We start from the raw sequence: 16,467 nt of genomic DNA on the forward strand, positions 1-16,467 counted from the left end.
ACATGAAACTGGCCATCGTCGGCGGCGGGTCGACGTACACCCCCGAGCTCATCGACGGGTTCGCCCGCATGCGGGACGTGCTCCCGCTCGACGAGATCGCACTGGTCGATCCGGACGAGTCGCGGCTCGCGCTGGTCGGCGGGATGGCGCGGCGGATGCTGTCACGCGCGGGTCACCCGGCGACCGTCGTCGCGACGACCGACCTGGTCGCAGGTGTGGCCGACGCCGACGCGGTGCTGGTGCAGCTGCGCGTGGGCGGTCAGGACGCCCGGCACTCGGACGAGACCTGGCCGCACGACGTGCACTGCATCGGCCAGGAGACGACGGGCCCCGGCGGGCTGGCGAAGGCGCTGCGGACGGTGCCGGTCGTGCTGCGCATCGCCGACGCCGTGCGCGCACACGCCAAGCCCGACGCCTGGATCGTGGACTTCACCAACCCGGTGGGGATCGTGACGCGGGCGCTGCTGTCGGAGGGACACCGCGCGGTCGGCCTGTGCAACGTGGCCATCGGGTTCCAGCGGCGCTTCGCCGGCATGTTCGGCGTCGACCCCGCTCGGGTGTCGCTCGGCCACGTCGGCCTCAACCACCTCACGTGGGAGCGCTCGGTGATGGTCGACGGCGTCGACCGGCTGCCGTCGATGCTCGCCGACGGGCTGGACGCGCTCGCGGACGAGGTGCACCTCGCCCCCGAGCTGCTGACCGGTCTGGGCGTGGTGCCGTCGTACTACCTGCGCTATTACTACGCGCACGACGAGGTGCTCGCCGCGCAGCTCGTGGAGCCGTCCCGCGCCGCGGCGGTGAGGGCGATCGAGCACGAGCTGCTCGCGCTCTATGCAGACCCGACTGTGGACGAGAAGCCCGAGGCGCTGGAGCGCCGCGGCGGCGCGTTCTACTCCGAGGCCGCCGTCGAGCTGCTCGCCGCGATGCGCGACACCGCCGCGCCCTCACGCGTGGTGAACCTGCGCAACGACGGCTCGCTGCCGTTCCTGCCCGACGACCACGTGATCGAGGTGCCCGCGTCCTTCCGCGACGGCCGCTTCGTGGCAGACCCGATCGCGCCGCTCGACGACGACATCCGGGGGCTCGTCTCGGCCGTCGCCGGGTACGAGCGGCTCGCGCTCGACGCCGCGGTGCACGGCGGACGTGACCGCGTGCTGCGCGCGATGCGCGCCCACCCGCTGGTGCTGCAGCACGACCGCGCTGAGAAGCTCACCGACCTGCTGCTGGCCGCCAACGCGGGCTTCCTGCCGTGGGCGTCGTGAGCGCGGGCCTCGCCGTCGGCGTCGACGGCGGCGGGAGCAAGACGGATGCCGTCGCCCTGACGCTCGACGGCGCACTCGTCGGGCGTCGCCGCGGCCGGGGGAGCAGCCCGCACTTCGAGGGCCTCGCCGCGTCGGTCGACCTGATCGACGAGCTCGTCCGCGGCGTCGCCGGCGACGCTCCAGTGGTGCAGGCGTCGCTGTTCCTGTCGGGGCTCGACCTGCCGGTCGAGATCGACGAGTACCGTCACGCGATCGCCGACCGCGCCTGGGCGCAGGGCGACGTCGTCGTCGACAACGACCTGTTCGCGGCGCTGCGGGCCGGCACCGAGGAGCCCGACGCCGTCGCGGTCATCTGCGGCAGCGGCGTCAACGCGCTCGGCGTCAGGGCCGACGGCGAGGTCGTGCGGTTCCACTCGCTCGGCGCGCTGTCGGGTGACTGGGGCGGCGGCTCCGGGATCGGCCCGGCGGCGATGTGGCACGCGGCCCGCGAGGCAGACGGCCGCGGACCCCGCACCGCGCTCACGCCGCTGATCCTGGAACGGCTGGGGGCGGCATCCATCTCCGACCTCATCGAGGACATCCACTTCGGCCGGCGGCCGCACAGCGACCTGTACACCGTCACCCCTGACGTGTTCGCCGCCGCCGCGCACGGCGATGCCGCGGCCGTCGAGCTCGTCGAACGGCAGGCCGACGAGGTCGTCGCGTTCGTGCGGGCGATCGTCGCGCGCCTCGGCTTCGCCGATCGTGCGGTGCCGGTCGTGCTGGGCGGCAGCATCCTGTCGGCCGGTCACGCGCTGCTCGACGACCGCATCGCCGCCGGCGTCCGTGAGGTCGCGCCGCACGCGCGTCTCGTGCGGCTGTCGACGCCGCCGATCGTGGGAGCGGCGCTCGCCGCGCTCGCGCAGGCGGGAGCGGGCCCCGAGGCGCTGGCCCGCGCCCGCGGCGCACTGTCGGAGGCCTGAGCCGCGGCTCACGCCGCACATCGTCCGGGATGCCCCGGGCCTGAGCCTCTTCGGAGGCCGGGTCCGGGGCATTCGTCGTTCCTGAGACGAGCTCGTAACAAAAAAGGTTGTTTTCGGTAATGTTCTTGCCTATATTGTGAGCGAGTCGATGGCGTCTCGAATGCCACCGGCCGTCCCTGCCAGGAGCCGAAAGGAATACGCAATGTCTAGCCGGAGAGTGCGCAAGGCGTCGGTGGCGATCGCCGCCGGTGCCGCAGCGGTCTCGCTCATGCTCACGGGCTGCGGACCGTCCGATTCGTCGTCGGGCGCGAACGCGTCCGTGCTGCGGGTGTGGGCGGGCAGCGCGAACCCCATCAGCGAGAACTTCAACCCGTTCGCCGTGGACACCGCCGTCCACGCGACCTTCGGGGCCATCTACGAGCCCCTGTTCTTCTTCAACCAGCTCTCCTCCGACCCGCCGGTCGGCCTCATCGGCGACAGCTACGAGTACAGCGAGGACGGCAAGACCCTCACCGTCGAGATCAAGCCCGACCTGAAGTGGAACGACGGCGAGGACCTGACCGCCGCCGACGTCGCGTTCACCTTCGGGTACGGCTCGAACGTCGACGAGAAGATGGTCTCTGCCGAGGCGACCAGCGACACCACCGTCGTGCTGACCTACAGCGAACCGCGCTTCACGTCCGCATCGCTGCTCCTGGGATCGACCTGGATCATCCCCGAGCACATCTGGTCGGAGATCGACGACTACGCCTCCGAGACCAACCCGGAGCCGGTCGGCTCGGGCCCGTACAAGCTCAAGACGTTCTCCGACGCCGCGTACACCGTCGAGGCGAACGAGTACTTCCGCGACGGCGAGCCGGCGGTCACCGAGGTGCAGTACATCGGCCTGGACTCCAACCAGTCCGCGCAGGACATGCTCTCCACCGGCCAGCTCGACTGGGTGGGCCAGTTCATCGCGAACCCCGACAGCGTCACAGGCAACGGCAAGATCGCGACGATGAACAACCAGCAGGACCCGACGGTCATCCTCACCTGTTCCAATGCCGACCTCGGCTGCAGCGGTCCGCAGACCGATCCCGCGGTGCGCCAGGCGCTCGACCTCGCGATCGACCGTTCCACGATCGCCGAGAAGGCCTTCGCGGGCCTGGTCGCCGAGAGCTCGCCCGCGTTCGTGCTGCTGCCCCGCGACGAGCAGTGGCTCAGCGACGCCGCGCTGGCGACGAGCCCGCAGGATGCCGACATCGCCGCCGCGCAGAAGGTGCTGGAGTCCGCCGGCTACACGAAGGGCGGCGACGGCTTCTACGGCAAGGACGGCACCGCTCTCGAGATCGACCTGTTCTCGCCGGACGGCTGGACCGACTACAACGACGCCGCGAAGCTCATCAGCGAGCAGGCGGCCGACGCCGGGCTGCGGGTCAATTACCGCACCGTGTCGGATGCCGAGTACTGGACCCCGATCTCGAGCGGCGACTTCCAGATGGCCCTCTACGGTCTGACCCAGTCGCTCGTCGCCGACCCGTTCTCGAACTACGACCAGTACTTCGCCAGCAAGTCCACCGCGAAGGTCGGTGAGGACCCGGTCTCGGGGCAGAACTACGCCCGCTACCAGAACGCCGATGTGGATGCCGCCGTCGAGGTCGCCGCCGGCACGCTCGACGAGGCCGCAAAGAAGGAGGCGTACGCCACCATCCAGGCACAGATCGCGCAGGATCTTCCGTACATCCCCGTCGTCCTCAACGCATCGCAGGCGTTCTTCAACGTCGACCGATTCAGCGGCTGGCCGACCGAGGGCGACCTGTACGCGAACCCGCTGCCGTACCTGTCCGCGGCGTCGGCCGTGGTGCTCACGCACCTGACGCCCGCGAAGTGATGAGGCGACGGACCGGATGACTGACATCGAGCAGGAGCGGGAGGGGAAGGCATGAAGTTCTACGCGCGTCGCATCACGTTCTACGTGGTGACCCTGTGGGCCGCGATCTCACTCAACTTCCTCCTCCCGCGCCTGCTCCCCGGCGACCCGGCAGCGATCATGCTGGGAAAGCTCCGCCGGGCCAGCGGCGGCCGGCCGCTCTCGGCGGAGACCGTCGAGTCGGTACGGGCGATCCTCGGCGCCGAGAAGGGCATGACCCTGTGGGACCAGTACATCGCGTACTGGGGGCGCCTGCTCCACGGCGACCTGGGCGTCTCGTCGACCAGGTACCCCGCCGAGGTCAGCGACCTCATCGCCGGGGCGCTGCCGTGGACGGTGATCCTCGTCGGCACCGCGACCGTCCTCTCGTTCGTCATCGGGATCGTCGTGGGCGCATGGGTCGGCTGGCGTCGCGGCACCTGGGTCGACCACCTCGTGCCCATCACGTCGGTGTTCCAGTCGATCCCGTACTTCTGGCTCGCGCTGGTGCTGGTCGCCGTGTTCTCGGTGCAGCTCGGCCTGCTGCCGATCGTCGGCGGCTACGACGTGTTCGCGTTCCCGGCCGGGCCGGAGTGGAGCTGGGCGTTCTTCTGGAGCGCCGTCCAGCACGCCATCCTGCCCGCGGCGACGATCGTGATCTCGTCGGTCGGCGGGTGGCTGCTGGGCATGCGCAACATGATGGTGTCGACGATGGCCGAGGACTACGTGGTCACCGCCGAGGCGAAGGGTCTCTCCCCGCGCCGGATCCGGGGCCGCTACGCCGCCCGGAACGCCTCCATCCCGAGCCTCGCCGGTTTCGGCATCGCGCTCGGCTTCGTCGTCGCCGGCTCGATCGTGATGGAGCAGGTGTTCAGCTACCCCGGCATCGGCAAGCTCATGATCCAGTCGGTGCAGGGGCTGGACTACGCGCTCATGCAGGGCGTGTTCCTGGTCATCACGCTCACCGTTCTTGCGGCGAACTTCGTGATGGACCTGATCTATGGACTCATCGATCCGCGAGTGAGGCACAATGGCTGATCCGACGACCGACACGATCGTCGAGGACGAGACCCCGCTGGCCTCGCCGGCGACGGCCGAGGCGGTGCGCGCGACCGAGCGCTCGCTCGCGGCCGATGAGGCGACGACCCTCGCGATCACGACCCGGCGGCTGGGAGGCATCCGTCACCTGCTGCCGACCTGGTCGGGCAAGCTCATCACCGGTGTCGTCATCACCGGGCTGATCGTGCTGTTCGGCCTGCTGGTGCCGCCCTTCGCGCAGGATCCGCGCGACTCCGACAACCCGTCGCTGCAGCCGCCGAGCCTCGAGCACCTGCTGGGCACGACCAAGCTCGGCTACGACGTGTTCTCGCAGCTTGCCCACGGCACGCGCGAGTCGCTGTTCGTCGGGTTCGTCGCCGGGTTCGTCGCGCTGCTGCTGGCGATCGTGTTCGGCATCCTCGCGGGGTACTTCGGCGGGGTCGCCGATGAGATCCTCATGCTGATAACGAACATCATGCTGGTGATCCCGGGCCTGCCGCTGGTGATGGTGATCGCCGCCTACGTGCAGAACGCACCGGGCCTCGGTCCCCTCGCGCGGAGCTCGTTCCTGGTCGCCATCATCCTCGGGGTCACCGGGTGGGCCGGGTCGGCGATCGTGCTGCGTGCGCAGTCGCGTTCGCTGCGAACGCGGGAGTACGTCGCCGCCGCGCGCGTTGCGGGCGAGAAGCCGATGCGCGTGATCTTCGTCGAGATCCTGCCGAACCTCGTGCCGCTGATCGCCGCGCAACTCATCTTCGGCATCATCTTCGCGGTGCTCGGCGAGGCGGGTCTGTCGTACCTGGGTCTCGGCCCGACGGGATCGATCACGCTCGGGACGATGCTCAACGACGCGCAGACAGGTCAGGCGGTCGGCAGCGGCGCATGGTGGTGGTTCGTGCCGCCGGGCCTCATGATCGCGCTGCTGGGCGCGGGCCTGTCGCTCATCAACTTCGCCATCGACGAGGTGGTCAACCCGAAGCTGCGGCTGGCGCCGAAGGTGGCCCGCAACCAGCGACGCGCGGCCCGTGCCGGACGCGGTATCGCCGGAGGAGGTGCGGTCGCATGACCGGCGACGCGGTGCTGACGGCGACCAATGTCTCGATCGAGTACGAGGTCGATCCGCCGGTGAAGGCGGTGCGGGACGTGTCGCTGACGCTGAATCGTGGCGAGATCCTTGGGTTGGCGGGGGAGTCGGGGTGTGGCAAGACGACGCTCGCGTATGGCATGAACCGGCTGCTCAAGCCGCCGGCGTTGATGACCGCGGGTGAGGTCGTGTTCCACGATCGCACCGGGGAGGACATCGACGTCGTCGCGCTGGCCGATGAGGAGTTGCGCCGGTTCCGGTGGGACAAGGTGTCGATGGTGTTCCAGGGTGCGATGAACTCGCTGAACCCGGTGATCAACATCCGGGCGCAGCTGTTCGACGTGTTCACCACGCACCGGCCCGACATGTCCAAGCGGCAGAAGCAGCAGCGCAGCGAGGAGCTGCTGGAGCTGGTGGGTGTCGACCCGAAGCGCCTGACGAGCTTCCCGCACGAGCTGTCGGGCGGGATGCGGCAGCGCGTCATGATCGCGATGGCGCTCGCCCTCGACCCGCAGGTGATGATCATGGACGAGCCGACGACCGCGTTGGATGTGGTGGTGCAGCGGGGCATCATCCGGGAGATCATGCGGCTGCGGGAGAAGCTGGGGTTCGCGGTGATCTTCATCACGCACGACTTGCCGATGCTGATCGAGATCAGTGACCGGATCGCGGTGATGCTGCAGGGGCAGATCGTCGAGCTCGGGACGGCGACCGATATCTACCGGCGTCCGCAGCACGAGTACACCAAGAGGCTGCTGTCCAGCTTCCCGAGTCTGCGTGGCGAACGGGGCGACTTCGTGCGCACCGGCGCGCAGTCGGTCTCGGCGACGCTCGGCCCGGCGGCCACTGTCGAAGGAGGTGCGGCATGACCGCCGCGTCCGCCCCGTCCACGCCGCGCACGCTGGAGGCGCGCAACCTGGTGAAGGACTTCCGGTTGCGCAGCGGCCTGAAGGTCTCGACTCTGCACGCGGTGAAGGATGTCTCGTTCACCCTCGAGGCAGGGCGCACGATCGCGCTGGTGGGGGAGTCCGGGTCGGGCAAGTCGACGATCGCGAAGATGCTGGCGCGTCTGGAGACGCCCACCAGCGGGCAGATCCTGCTGGACGGCAAGCCCGCGAGCCGGGGCGGGCGGGACGCGGCCGCGTACCGGGGCGATGTGCAGATGGTGTTCCAGGACCCGTTCGCGTCGCTGAACCCGTTCCACTCCATCGCGCACCACCTGGAGCGGCCGCTCAAGATCCACAACCCCGGCATCGGCCGCGCCGAGCTGCGCAGGCGCACCCTGGAGTTGCTGGATCGGGTGCGGCTCAGCCCCAGCGACCGGATGGCCGACCGTCGTCCCCACGAGCTGTCGGGTGGGCAGCGGCAGCGCGTCGCGATCGCCCGGGCACTGGCACCCGGCGCGCAGTTCATCGTCGCCGACGAGCCGGTGTCGATGCTCGACGTGTCGATCCGCCTCGGCGTGCTGAACCTGCTCGCCCAGCTGCAGCGCGAGGACCACCTGGGCGTGCTCTACATCACCCACGACCTGGCCACCGCCCGCCACTTCTCGGACGAGATCCTCGTGATGTACCGCGGCGACATCGTCGAACGCGGGCCCGCGGACACCGTCATCCTCGACCCGCAGCACGACTACACCCGCACCCTCCTCGGCGCCGCACCCGACCCCGAGCGGATCGGTATGCTTCGCGACGAAGTGCGTGCGGCCGTGACGAAGGAGAGCGTGTGACCACCATCGATCCGGGCACGCCCACGTGGCTGCGTGCTCACAACGACCGCACCGCCTTCCGGCTGCTGCTCGAGCACGGCCCTCTCAGCCGCTCCCGCCTGGGCCAGCTCTCGGGCCTGTCGAAGCCGACCGCGGGGCAGATGATCCAGCGACTCGAGCGCGTCGGCCTCATCGAGCCCATGGGCGAGACCTCAGAGGCGCGTGGACCCAACGCCACCGTCTACGGCGTCCGGCGCGACAGCATGACGGGCGTCGCCATCAGCATCCTCGCCGACGCCATCGAGGCGGTCGTGACCGATCCGACGGATGCCGAGCACCCCGTCGTCGTCCTCCCGACGGCCGACCTCGATCGCTCGCCCGAGTCCGACGTGATCTCTGCGATCGACGCCGCCTGTCGCGCCGCGGGGGTTCCGCGGACTTCGGTCAGCGTGGTGGCGATCGGCGTGCAGGCCGCGGTCGACGCCGACGTCGACGAGGTCAGCCTCACCGACACACTCCCGGGCTGGCCGCTGGTGGGCGCGCGGGCGCGCATCGAGGAGGCGACCGGTATGACCGTGATCCTCGAGAACGACGTGAACCTCGCCACGATCGCGGAGCGCAACCACGGCACGGCGGCGGACGCCGAGAGCTTCGCCTACCTGTGGATGGGGTGGGGTGTGGGCGTCGGTGTGGATGTCGCAGGCGTCGTGCAGCGCGGGGCGTCCGGCAGCGCCGGTGAGATCGGCTATCTGTCGGTCCCCCGGTCCGCCCTCGCCTACGCGCCCGACGCGAACGACTTCACCGACCTGCTCGGCCCGCAGGGCGTGATCCCGCTCCTCGGCGGCGCGGCCGGTGACACGGTCGAGACGGCGCTCACGCGCCTCGCCGGGCATCCCGAGCTGATGTCGGCGCTGGCCGACCGGGTGTCGGTCGCCGTCCGGCTGGTCGAGGCGCTCCTCGACCCGGGGCTGGTCGTCCTCGGCGGGCAGACCGGCATCGCGGGGGGCGACGAGCTCGCTGCCCTCGTGCAGGAGCGCCTCGACCGAGAGCGCCCGGAGACACGACGCGCGCGGCGGGTGCTCGAGGTCCGCGCGAGCGGAGTTCCGACCCAGTCGATCCTGCGCGGTGCGCGGCGGCTGCTCACGACCCACATCCGCGAGTGCCTCGAAGAGACCATCGCGGTCGGCTGACGCAATTCCATGACACACCGCAACACCAGAAGGAGGAATCGATGAAGCTCGCGATCGTGGGGGGCGGTTCGACCTACACCCCTGAGCTCATCGACGGGTTCGCGCGGATGCGCGACGTGCTGCCGCTCGACGAGATCGCGCTGGTGGATCCGGACGAGTCGCGGCTCGCGCTGGTCGGCGGGATGGCGCGGCGGATGCTGTCACGCGCGGGTCACCCGGCATCCGTGCTCACCACGACCGACCTCGTCGCGGGCGTGGCCGACGCCGACGCGGTGCTGGTGCAGCTGCGGGTGGGCGGTCAGGAGGCCCGGCACTCGGACGAGACGTGGCCGCACGAGGTGCATTGCATCGGGCAGGAGACGACGGGCCCCGGCGGGCTGGCGAAGGCACTGCGGACGGTGCCGATCGTGCTGCGCATCGCCGACGCCGTCCGCGCACACGCGAAGCCGGACGCCTGGATCGTGGACTTCACCAACCCGGTGGGGATCGTGACGCGGGCGCTGCTGTCGGAGGGACACCGTGCGGTCGGCCTGTGCAACGTGGCCATCGGGTTCCAGCGGCGCTTCGCCGGCATGTTCGGCGTCGACCCCGCTCGGGTGTCGCTGGGTCACGTCGGCCTCAATCACCTCACGTGGGAGCGCTCGGTGCGGGTGGACGGCATCGACAGGCTTCCCGGCATGCTGACCGACGGCCTCGCCGCACTCGCCGGCGAGGTCCACCTCGCGCCCGAGCTGCTGACCGGTCTGGGTGTGGTGCCCTCGTACTACCTGCGCTACTACTACGCGCATGACGAGGTGCTCGCCGAACAGCGGGCAGAGCCTTCGCGGGCCGAGGCGGTGCGGGCGATCGAGAACGAGCTGCTGGCGCTCTACGCCGACCCGACTGTGGACGAGAAGCCCGAGGCGCTGGAGCGTCGAGGCGGCGCGTTCTACTCCGAGGCGGCCGTCGAGCTGCTCGCCGCGATGCGCGACGCGGACGCCCCCGCCCGCGTCGTGAACCTGCGCAACGACGGCACGCTCCCGTTCCTGCCCGACGATCACGTCGTCGAAGTGCCCGCGACGTTCCGCGACGGCCGGTTCGTCGCAGACCCCGTCGCACCGCTGGACGACGACATCCGTGGTCTCATCGCCGCGGTCGCCGGGTATGAGCGGCTCGCCCTGGACGCCGCGGTGCACGGCGGCCGTGACAGAGTGCTCCGTGCGATGCGCGCGCACCCGCTGGTGCTGCAGCACGACCGTGCCGAGAAGCTCACCGACCTGCTGCTGGCCGCGAACGGGAGGTTCCTCCCGTGGGCATCCTGACTCCTGGCCTTGCGATCGGCGTGGACGGTGGAGGGACGAAGACGGATGCCGTCGCCCTGACCCTCGACGGCGCGATCGTCGGACGTCGCCGCGGCCCCGGCAGCAGCCCGCATTTCGAGGGTCTCGCCGCCTCCGTCGGGGTGGTCGACGATCTCGTGCGCGGGGTCGCCGGGGATGCGCCGATCGCGCAGGTCAACCTGTACCTGTCCGGTCTGGATCTGCCCGTCGAGATCGCCCAGTATCGCGATGCGGTCACGCCGTTCGAGTGGGCGTCCCGCAGTGTCGTCGTCGACAATGACCTGTTCGCGCTGCTGCGCGCGGGCACCGAGGAGCCAGACGCTGTCGCCGTGGTGTGCGGCAGCGGCGTGAACGCCGTCGGGGTCCGCGCCGACGGCGAGACCGTGCGCTTCCCATCTCTGGGTGCACTGTCCGGTGACTGGGGCGGCGGTTCGGGCCTCGGTCCCGAGGCGCTGTGGCACGCCGCGCGGGACGTCGACGGCCGCGGTCCGGAGACGATGCTGACGATGCTGCTGCTGGAGCACCTGGGGGCGGCATCCATTCCCGTTCTCATCGAGGAGCTGCACTTCGAGCGACGCCCGTACAGCGAGCTCTTCGGCATCGTGCCCGCGATCTTCGACGCCGCCGCGGCGGGCGACGCGGTCGCCGGCATGCTCGTCGAACGGCAGGCCGACGAGGTCGTGGCCTATGTGCGCGCCATCGTCACCCGGCTGGGGTTCGCCGACCGGGACGTCCCGATCGTTCTCGGCGGCAGCATCCTTGCAGCCGGCCATGCGCTGCTCGACGACCGCATCGCCGCGGGCGTCCGCGACCTCGCGCCGCACGCGCGCATCGTGCGGCTCTCCGCGCCGCCGCTCGTCGGCGCCGCCTTGGCCGCCCTCGCCCACGCCGGTGCGGCCCCGGCGGCGCTGGTCCGCGCACGCGCCGCGCTGATCGACGCCTGACGGACGAACAATGGATGCCGCCACCCGGCGCGCCGCAAGGGCCCGGGCGGCGGCATCCACTGTTCGCGTCAGTGCTGGCCGGCGGGACCGCTGCCGCGACCGAGGCCGCGGCCGGCGAGGCCACGGCGACGTGCGAGCTTCGCGACGCCGGCCCTGCGCAGCCGGTCGGCGATGACGATTCCCAGCGCCGTGCCGCCGACGCAGCTCGCGACCGACAGCGCGAAGAAGCCGACCTGGGCGCCGATCGTCATCGACGCGAGGTCGAACGACACCGCGGCGAGGATCGGGTACAGCACGCCCACGACGGCCGCGCCCGCGTAGTACTGCCAGGTGCGCCAGCTGCGGTACAGGACGATGAGGAACGGCAGCTCCGCGAAGAACGCCCACCACAGGTTGGTCGCGAGGTACGGGAACACCACGAGTCCCGAGATGAGACCGACGAGCAGACCGGCGAGCGGGCGCTCGATGAGCCGCAGGGCGATCACGGCGGGCATGAGCCACAGACCCGCGAGGCCCACCGAGACGAACGGCACGACGGCGAACAGCAGCGTCGACAGCGCGGTCGCACCCCACAGCATCACGCCGCCGGCGACGCCGATCGCCGCGCAGGTGAGCAGGTATGCCGTGGTCGCCCGGCTCACGAGTGCGCCTCGGCGGTCGCCCGCTGGGACTTGGGGGCGGGCGAGGCGGCGCCGACGCGCCAGTAGCCGATGAAACTCACGTGATCCTTCGATACGCCGCGCTCGGCGACCAGATGACGCCGGCCGTCCGTGGCGAGGGCCTGCTCGCCGGCGACGTAGGCGTGGAACGGGGATGCCGGCAGCGCGGCGTCGCGCAGCGCCTGCAGTGCGAGGGTGCCCGGCTTGACCTCGGGCTCGCGCACGACGAACCGCACGATGACGCCCGCGGGGCGCGCGAACGCGAGTGCGTCGTCAGCCGAGGGGACCTCGACGATCGCGAGACCGGACGCATCCGCCGGGAGCGAGGCGCAGATGCCCGCGATCGCCGGCAGGCCGGTCTCGTCCGACACGAGCACGACGCGGTCCGTGCCGCGGTCGGGGTTGAACGACAGGCCTTCGTCGATCACGACGACGCTCTCGCCCGCCCGGCACGACTGCGCCCAGCGCGACGCGGGGCCGGCGGTGCCGTCCTCGGCGGTGCCGTGCACGACGAAGTCGACGTCGAGCTCGGCTCCCGTCGTCGCCGTCGCGGGGCGGAAGGCGCGCACGGTGTAGTTGCGCATGACGGGGCGCACGCCGTCGGGGATGCGGAGGTACTTGAGGTAGCCGAACAGCTTGTTGGCCTTCGCCGGGATGCGCTCCAGACCTTCGTCGCCGCCGAGCGGCAGGAAGATGCGGAACCACTGGTCGTAGCCCATCGGGCGGAAGCGGTCGATCTCGCCGCCGCCGAGGGTCACCCGGATCCAGTGCGGCGACAGCTTCGCGGTGCGCAGCACCGTGAGGTGCACGAGACCGGGGGCTTCAGGCTTGACGAGTCGAGGGGCCGGGGCCATCAGGCTGCTCCGTTTCGATCGAGGGTCGGGCGGGTGCGCGTCACGCGAGCCCCCACGGGAAGAATGCGACGAGCAGCGCGGCCGAGACCGCGCAGAACGCCACGACGAACACGGTGTCGCGCACGCGCCACGGCACCAGGTGCCGCTCGGTGCGGTCGGGGTGGGCGCCGAAGGCGCGCGCGTCCATCGCCAGCGCCACGCGCTCGGCATGCCGGATGGCGCCCGCCAGCAGCGGCACGATGTACCCGAACCACCGCGCGACCGCCGCGAACGGACCCCGCCCGCCGTGGGCTCCCCGCACGCGATGCGCCTGGCGGATGACGTCGAGCTCGTGTCCGAAGCGGGGCACGAAGCGGAACGCCGCCAGCGCCGTGTACCCGATCCGGTACGGCACGCGCAGCTGCTGCACGCTCGCCCGCACGAGGTCGGGACCCGTGGTCGAGAGCCCGGCGATGAGGGTCAGCGCGACGATCGAGGCCAGCCGCAGTCCCGTCGCGAAGCCGACCGCGAGGGCGCCGGCGTACATCGTCCAGCCGCCGATCTGCCACACCACGACCGACTGGTCCACGCGCGACGCGTCGGTCCACAGCGCGAACCCGAACCCGATCACGACGGCGCTGAGCGGCACCGCCAGCAGCAGCACGGCCGCCAGCCGGCGTGTGAAGTTCACGCCCACCAGCAGCACCGCGTACGCCAGCAGCAGGAAGGCGGCCGGGGTGGCGGCATCCCTCACGAACACCAGCAGCACCATCGCCGGGAGCGGCGCCGCGAGCTTGGCCAGCGGATTAAGGCCGTACAGGAAGCGGATCGGGGATGCCGTCGCCCGACCTGCGTACGGATCCACGGGGCGATGCACCGCCGTGGCCGCGGTGATGGGTCCCGCATCGGTCATGAGGCGCCCTCCGTCGGAGCCTCGACGCCGTCGGGAAGGTCGGCGAGCCGCGCGACGCGCGAGAGCTCGGGATGCCGCACCAGCCCCCGCAGGGCACGCCGCAGCGGCGGCGGCCGCAGGCCGGCGCGCCGGATGAGATCGTCGTCGGCGAAGACGTCGGCGGTGGGGCCGTCGGCGAGCACACGGCCGTCGGCGAGCACGACGGTGCGGTCGGCGTGATCGGTGACGAGCTGCATGTCGTGCGTCACGACGACGATCGTGGTGCCCTCGGCGTTGAGCTCGGCCAGCAGCGACAGCAGCTCGTCGGCGCGGGCGCGGTCCTGACCGAACGTCGGCTCGTCGAGGACGAGCACGGGCGCCCCCGCCACCAGCGCCGTGCCGACCGACAGGCGGCGCTTCTGCCCGCCCGACAGCAGGAACGGGTGGCTCTCGGCCTTGTCGGTCAGCCCGAAGCGCTCGAGGAGCGCCTCGGTGCGTGTGCGCACCTCGTCGTCCGGCAGGTGCTGCAGCCGCAGCCCGTGCGCGATCTCGTCGAATACGGTGTGCGCGATGAACTGGTGCTCGGGGTTCTGGAACACGAACCCGATGCGCGCGCTGAGCGTGCGCGCGTCGGCGCGCCCGACGTCGAGCCCGTCGACGTGCACCGTGCCCTTGGGCGGTGCGACGACGCCCGCGAGGGCCTGGATGAGCGAGGTCTTGCCGGCGCCGTTCGCGCCGACGACGGCGACGAACGCCCCGCGCGGCACGTCGAGGTCGATGCCGTGCAGCACCTCCGTGCGCCCGCGGCGCAGGGTGAGGTCGCGCACGGCGATGAGGGGGGCGTGGGGCGCTTCGACAAGCTCAGCGACCGGGGTGACCGGCACGGCGACCGGGGTGGCGGGCCCCGCGACCCGGGTGCCGGGTGCCGGCGAAACCGATGCTCCGGTTCCTGAGCCTGTCGAAGGGTGTCCGTCGACGGTGGGGCTCGGACCGGCCTCCGCCTCCAGCGCTGCGTGCAGCTCGTCGGGGGTCAGGGGCAGCGGGTCGAGGACGAAGCCCGCACGCCGCAGCCGCAGCGCGGCGATCGCTGACACCGGCAGCCACACGCCCATGGCGTGCAGGTCGGCGGCGTGGCCGCGCAGCACGTCGTCGACGCTGCCGTCGAAGGCGAGGCGGCCGGCGTGGTCGAGCACCACGACGCGGTCGACGAAGCCGACGGCGGCGTCGAGGTTGTGCTCCACGAGCAGGATCGCCCGGTCGCCCGCTGCGACGAGCTCGGCCAATGCCGCGTAGACGTCCTCGATGCCGGCGGGGTCGAGGTTGGCCGTCGGCTCGTCGAGCACGAGCAGCGGCGAGCCCATCGCGAGCGCGCACGCGATGGCGAGGCGCTGACGTCCGCCGCCCGACAGGCGGTCGGGGTTCTCGGCACGGCGCTCCCACAGTCCGACCCGGCGCAGCGCCGCCTCGGCGCGGGCGAGCACCTCGGCCACCGGCATCCGCAGGTTCTCCGGGCCGAAGGCCACCTCGTCGAGCAGCGTGCCGGTCACGAGCTGTGCGTCGGGATCCTGGAAGACCATGCCGACCCTCGTGCTCAGCTCGGCGACGGGCGTGGTCTGCGTGTCGAGCCCGTCGACCTCGACCGTGCCGGTCACGGTGGCGGGCACCGACTGGGGCAGCAGCCCGTTGAGCGTCAGCGTGAGCGTCGACTTGCCCGACCCGCTCGGCCCCAGCAGCAGCACCACCTCGCCCGGCGCGATGTCGAACGACGCGGAGGCCGGGGCCGGCGTCCGCTCGCCGTCGTGGGTGACACCGAGCTCGCGCACCCGCAGCAGCGGCACGACAGAGGGCACGGGCATCCGATCGTCGAAGGAAACTAAGCCTTCCCTAACTTACCCGTACCTAACTTGCCCGACCAATCATCGGGACCGTGGCTGCCTCAGCGCTGGCTGCGACGCGCGATCCCGGCACGCCGCAGTGCGCGGCCGATCGCGAGGCCCACCGCCGTCCATGCGACGGGTCCGACGACGAACAGCGCGACGTAGACGATCTGGCCCCACAGCGGGAACCGCGTCACGTCGGCGGCGAACCAGATCGCGGCGGCGATGACGGCGCCGACGATCACGGCAGAGAGGAAGAACCTCCACGCGTCCCAGCGGCGGTAGCGCGAGGTCGCCGCGATGAGCTCCTGCAGGCCGCCGATGAGGAGGGCCGTGCCGACGTAGCGGCCGATCCACAGCGGGACGACGGCGCTCGCCACGAGCGCCGCGATGAGGTGCGTGATGAGGGCGACCCACGGCCGGCGCAGCAGCTCCTGCGCCACCACGCCGGGCAGCACATGGACGCCGAGGACGAGTCCGTACAGGATGGGCGCCGCGGCCGAGACGGGCGCGCTCAGCGCGCCGGCGCCGGCCTGCAGCGCACCCGTCGCGACGCCGATCGCCGCGCAGGTGAGCAGAACGCTCGTCGAAAGTCGGGTTCGGGGGGCCACTTGCCCAGAGTACTCGGCGGAGTGCTTGCGATTCTCACGCCCTTCTCATTTACTGAGATTCCGCTGGGAGTTACGTTTGAGCGAGCTGCGCCCCAACGATGTGGCGCAGCGACTTCCTGCACGACAATTTGGAGGGCAACATGGGTCGAACCTCCCAGAGAGCAGCCGCGGTCGTCACACTCGCCGCACTGTTCACGGGC

15 protein-coding genes are annotated in these 16,467 nt (G+C 71.3%); 10 read left to right on the forward strand and 5 right to left on the reverse strand.

Going from position 1 to position 16,467, the window contains the following annotated elements; all coding sequences use genetic code 11:
- Positions 1-2 precede the first annotated feature (2 nt).
- From ACFWJ8_RS08615 to ACFWJ8_RS08660, 10 genes are all read left to right on the forward strand, one after another.
- Positions 3-1,262 carry a 6-phospho-beta-glucosidase gene (locus ACFWJ8_RS08615; RefSeq protein ID WP_378810631.1) on the forward strand — a complete coding sequence of 420 codons (1,260 nt, stop codon included), beginning with the start codon at positions 3-5 and terminating at the stop codon, positions 1,260-1,262.
- Positions 1,250-2,224, forward strand: coding sequence for an N-acetylglucosamine kinase (locus tag ACFWJ8_RS08620; protein WP_378810633.1), 975 nt, complete (start codon positions 1,250-1,252; stop codon positions 2,222-2,224). The genes ACFWJ8_RS08615 and ACFWJ8_RS08620 overlap by 13 nt, the downstream gene beginning before the upstream one ends.
- A 202-nt stretch (positions 2,225-2,426) precedes the next feature.
- Positions 2,427-4,094, forward strand: a complete 1,668-nt coding sequence (locus ACFWJ8_RS08625; protein ID WP_378810635.1) for an ABC transporter substrate-binding protein — start codon at positions 2,427-2,429, stop codon at positions 4,092-4,094.
- 51 nt (positions 4,095-4,145) lie between these two features.
- The gene (locus tag ACFWJ8_RS08630) at positions 4,146-5,150 is read left to right on the forward strand and encodes an ABC transporter permease (protein WP_378810636.1); all 1,005 of its coding nucleotides are present in this window, start codon (positions 4,146-4,148) and stop codon (positions 5,148-5,150) included.
- Positions 5,143-6,216: an ABC transporter permease gene (locus ACFWJ8_RS08635; protein ID WP_378810638.1), complete on the forward strand. Its 1,074-nt coding sequence runs from the start codon at positions 5,143-5,145 to the stop codon at positions 6,214-6,216. Before ACFWJ8_RS08630 ends, ACFWJ8_RS08635 begins: the two co-directional genes overlap by 8 nt.
- On the forward strand, positions 6,213-7,103 hold the full coding sequence (locus tag ACFWJ8_RS08640) for an ABC transporter ATP-binding protein (RefSeq protein WP_378810640.1): 891 nt from the start codon (positions 6,213-6,215) through the stop codon (positions 7,101-7,103). Before ACFWJ8_RS08635 ends, ACFWJ8_RS08640 begins: the two co-directional genes overlap by 4 nt.
- Complete coding sequence (locus tag ACFWJ8_RS08645) at positions 7,100-7,963, forward strand: ABC transporter ATP-binding protein (protein ID WP_378810642.1); 864 nt, start codon at positions 7,100-7,102, stop codon at positions 7,961-7,963. Before ACFWJ8_RS08640 ends, ACFWJ8_RS08645 begins: the two co-directional genes overlap by 4 nt.
- A complete protein-coding gene (locus ACFWJ8_RS08650) occupies positions 7,960-9,132 on the forward strand; it encodes an ROK family protein (protein WP_378810643.1) in 1,173 nt (390 codons plus the stop codon). Before ACFWJ8_RS08645 ends, ACFWJ8_RS08650 begins: the two co-directional genes overlap by 4 nt.
- Positions 9,133-9,173: 41 nt before the next feature.
- The gene (locus ACFWJ8_RS08655; protein WP_378810645.1) at positions 9,174-10,433 is read left to right on the forward strand and encodes a 6-phospho-beta-glucosidase; all 1,260 of its coding nucleotides are present in this window, start codon (positions 9,174-9,176) and stop codon (positions 10,431-10,433) included.
- Complete coding sequence (locus ACFWJ8_RS08660; RefSeq protein ID WP_378810647.1) at positions 10,421-11,395, forward strand: N-acetylglucosamine kinase; 975 nt, start codon at positions 10,421-10,423, stop codon at positions 11,393-11,395. Before ACFWJ8_RS08655 ends, ACFWJ8_RS08660 begins: the two co-directional genes overlap by 13 nt.
- Positions 11,396-11,463: 68 nt before the next feature.
- Here the strand turns inward: ACFWJ8_RS08660 and ACFWJ8_RS08665 are convergent, their stop codons facing one another.
- The 5 genes from ACFWJ8_RS08665 to ACFWJ8_RS08685 form a co-directional block, all read right to left on the reverse strand.
- On the reverse strand, positions 11,464-12,036 hold the full coding sequence (locus tag ACFWJ8_RS08665) for an ECF transporter S component (RefSeq protein WP_378810648.1): 573 nt from the start codon (positions 12,034-12,036) through the stop codon (positions 11,464-11,466).
- On the reverse strand, positions 12,033-12,908 hold the full coding sequence (locus ACFWJ8_RS08670; RefSeq protein ID WP_378810649.1) for a siderophore-interacting protein: 876 nt from the start codon (positions 12,906-12,908) through the stop codon (positions 12,033-12,035). The genes ACFWJ8_RS08665 and ACFWJ8_RS08670 overlap by 4 nt, the downstream gene beginning before the upstream one ends.
- A 40-nt stretch (positions 12,909-12,948) precedes the next feature.
- Positions 12,949-13,800: an energy-coupling factor transporter transmembrane component T gene (locus ACFWJ8_RS08675; protein WP_378810651.1), complete on the reverse strand. Its 852-nt coding sequence runs from the start codon at positions 13,798-13,800 to the stop codon at positions 12,949-12,951.
- Positions 13,797-15,635 (reverse strand): ABC transporter ATP-binding protein, encoded by a 1,839-nt coding sequence (locus ACFWJ8_RS08680; RefSeq protein WP_378810653.1) that lies wholly within the window; start codon positions 15,633-15,635, stop codon positions 13,797-13,799. Before ACFWJ8_RS08680 ends, ACFWJ8_RS08675 begins: the two co-directional genes overlap by 4 nt.
- An 80-nt stretch (positions 15,636-15,715) precedes the next feature.
- Complete coding sequence (locus ACFWJ8_RS08685; protein WP_378810655.1) at positions 15,716-16,267, reverse strand: ECF transporter S component; 552 nt, start codon at positions 16,265-16,267, stop codon at positions 15,716-15,718.
- Positions 16,268-16,467: the final 200 nt, after the last annotated feature.

The organism is Microbacterium sp. NPDC058389, from assembly GCF_042722305.1.
Lineage (GTDB): Bacteria > Actinomycetota > Actinomycetes > Actinomycetales > Microbacteriaceae > Microbacterium.

Bases quoted from the DNA above. Each gene is read 5' to 3' on its own strand.
- ACFWJ8_RS08630 (WP_378810636.1), top strand. From the start codon at position 4,146: ATGAAGTTCTACGCGCGTCGCATCACGTTCTACGTGGTGACCCTGTGG.
- ACFWJ8_RS08615 (WP_378810631.1), top strand. From the start codon at position 3: ATGAAACTGGCCATCGTCGGCGGCGGGTCGACGTACACCCCCGAGCTC.
- ACFWJ8_RS08640 (WP_378810640.1), top strand. From the start codon at position 6,213: ATGACCGGCGACGCGGTGCTGACGGCGACCAATGTCTCGATCGAGTAC.
- ACFWJ8_RS08680 (WP_378810653.1), bottom strand. From the start codon at position 15,635: ATGCCCGTGCCCTCTGTCGTGCCGCTGCTGCGGGTGCGCGAGCTCGGT.
- ACFWJ8_RS08670 (WP_378810649.1), bottom strand. From the start codon at position 12,908: ATGGCCCCGGCCCCTCGACTCGTCAAGCCTGAAGCCCCCGGTCTCGTG.
- ACFWJ8_RS08675 (WP_378810651.1), bottom strand. From the start codon at position 13,800: ATGACCGATGCGGGACCCATCACCGCGGCCACGGCGGTGCATCGCCCC.
- ACFWJ8_RS08655 (WP_378810645.1), top strand. From the start codon at position 9,174: ATGAAGCTCGCGATCGTGGGGGGCGGTTCGACCTACACCCCTGAGCTC.
- ACFWJ8_RS08645 (WP_378810642.1), top strand. From the start codon at position 7,100: ATGACCGCCGCGTCCGCCCCGTCCACGCCGCGCACGCTGGAGGCGCGC.
- ACFWJ8_RS08635 (WP_378810638.1), top strand. From the start codon at position 5,143: ATGGCTGATCCGACGACCGACACGATCGTCGAGGACGAGACCCCGCTG.
- ACFWJ8_RS08625 (WP_378810635.1), top strand. From the start codon at position 2,427: ATGTCTAGCCGGAGAGTGCGCAAGGCGTCGGTGGCGATCGCCGCCGGT.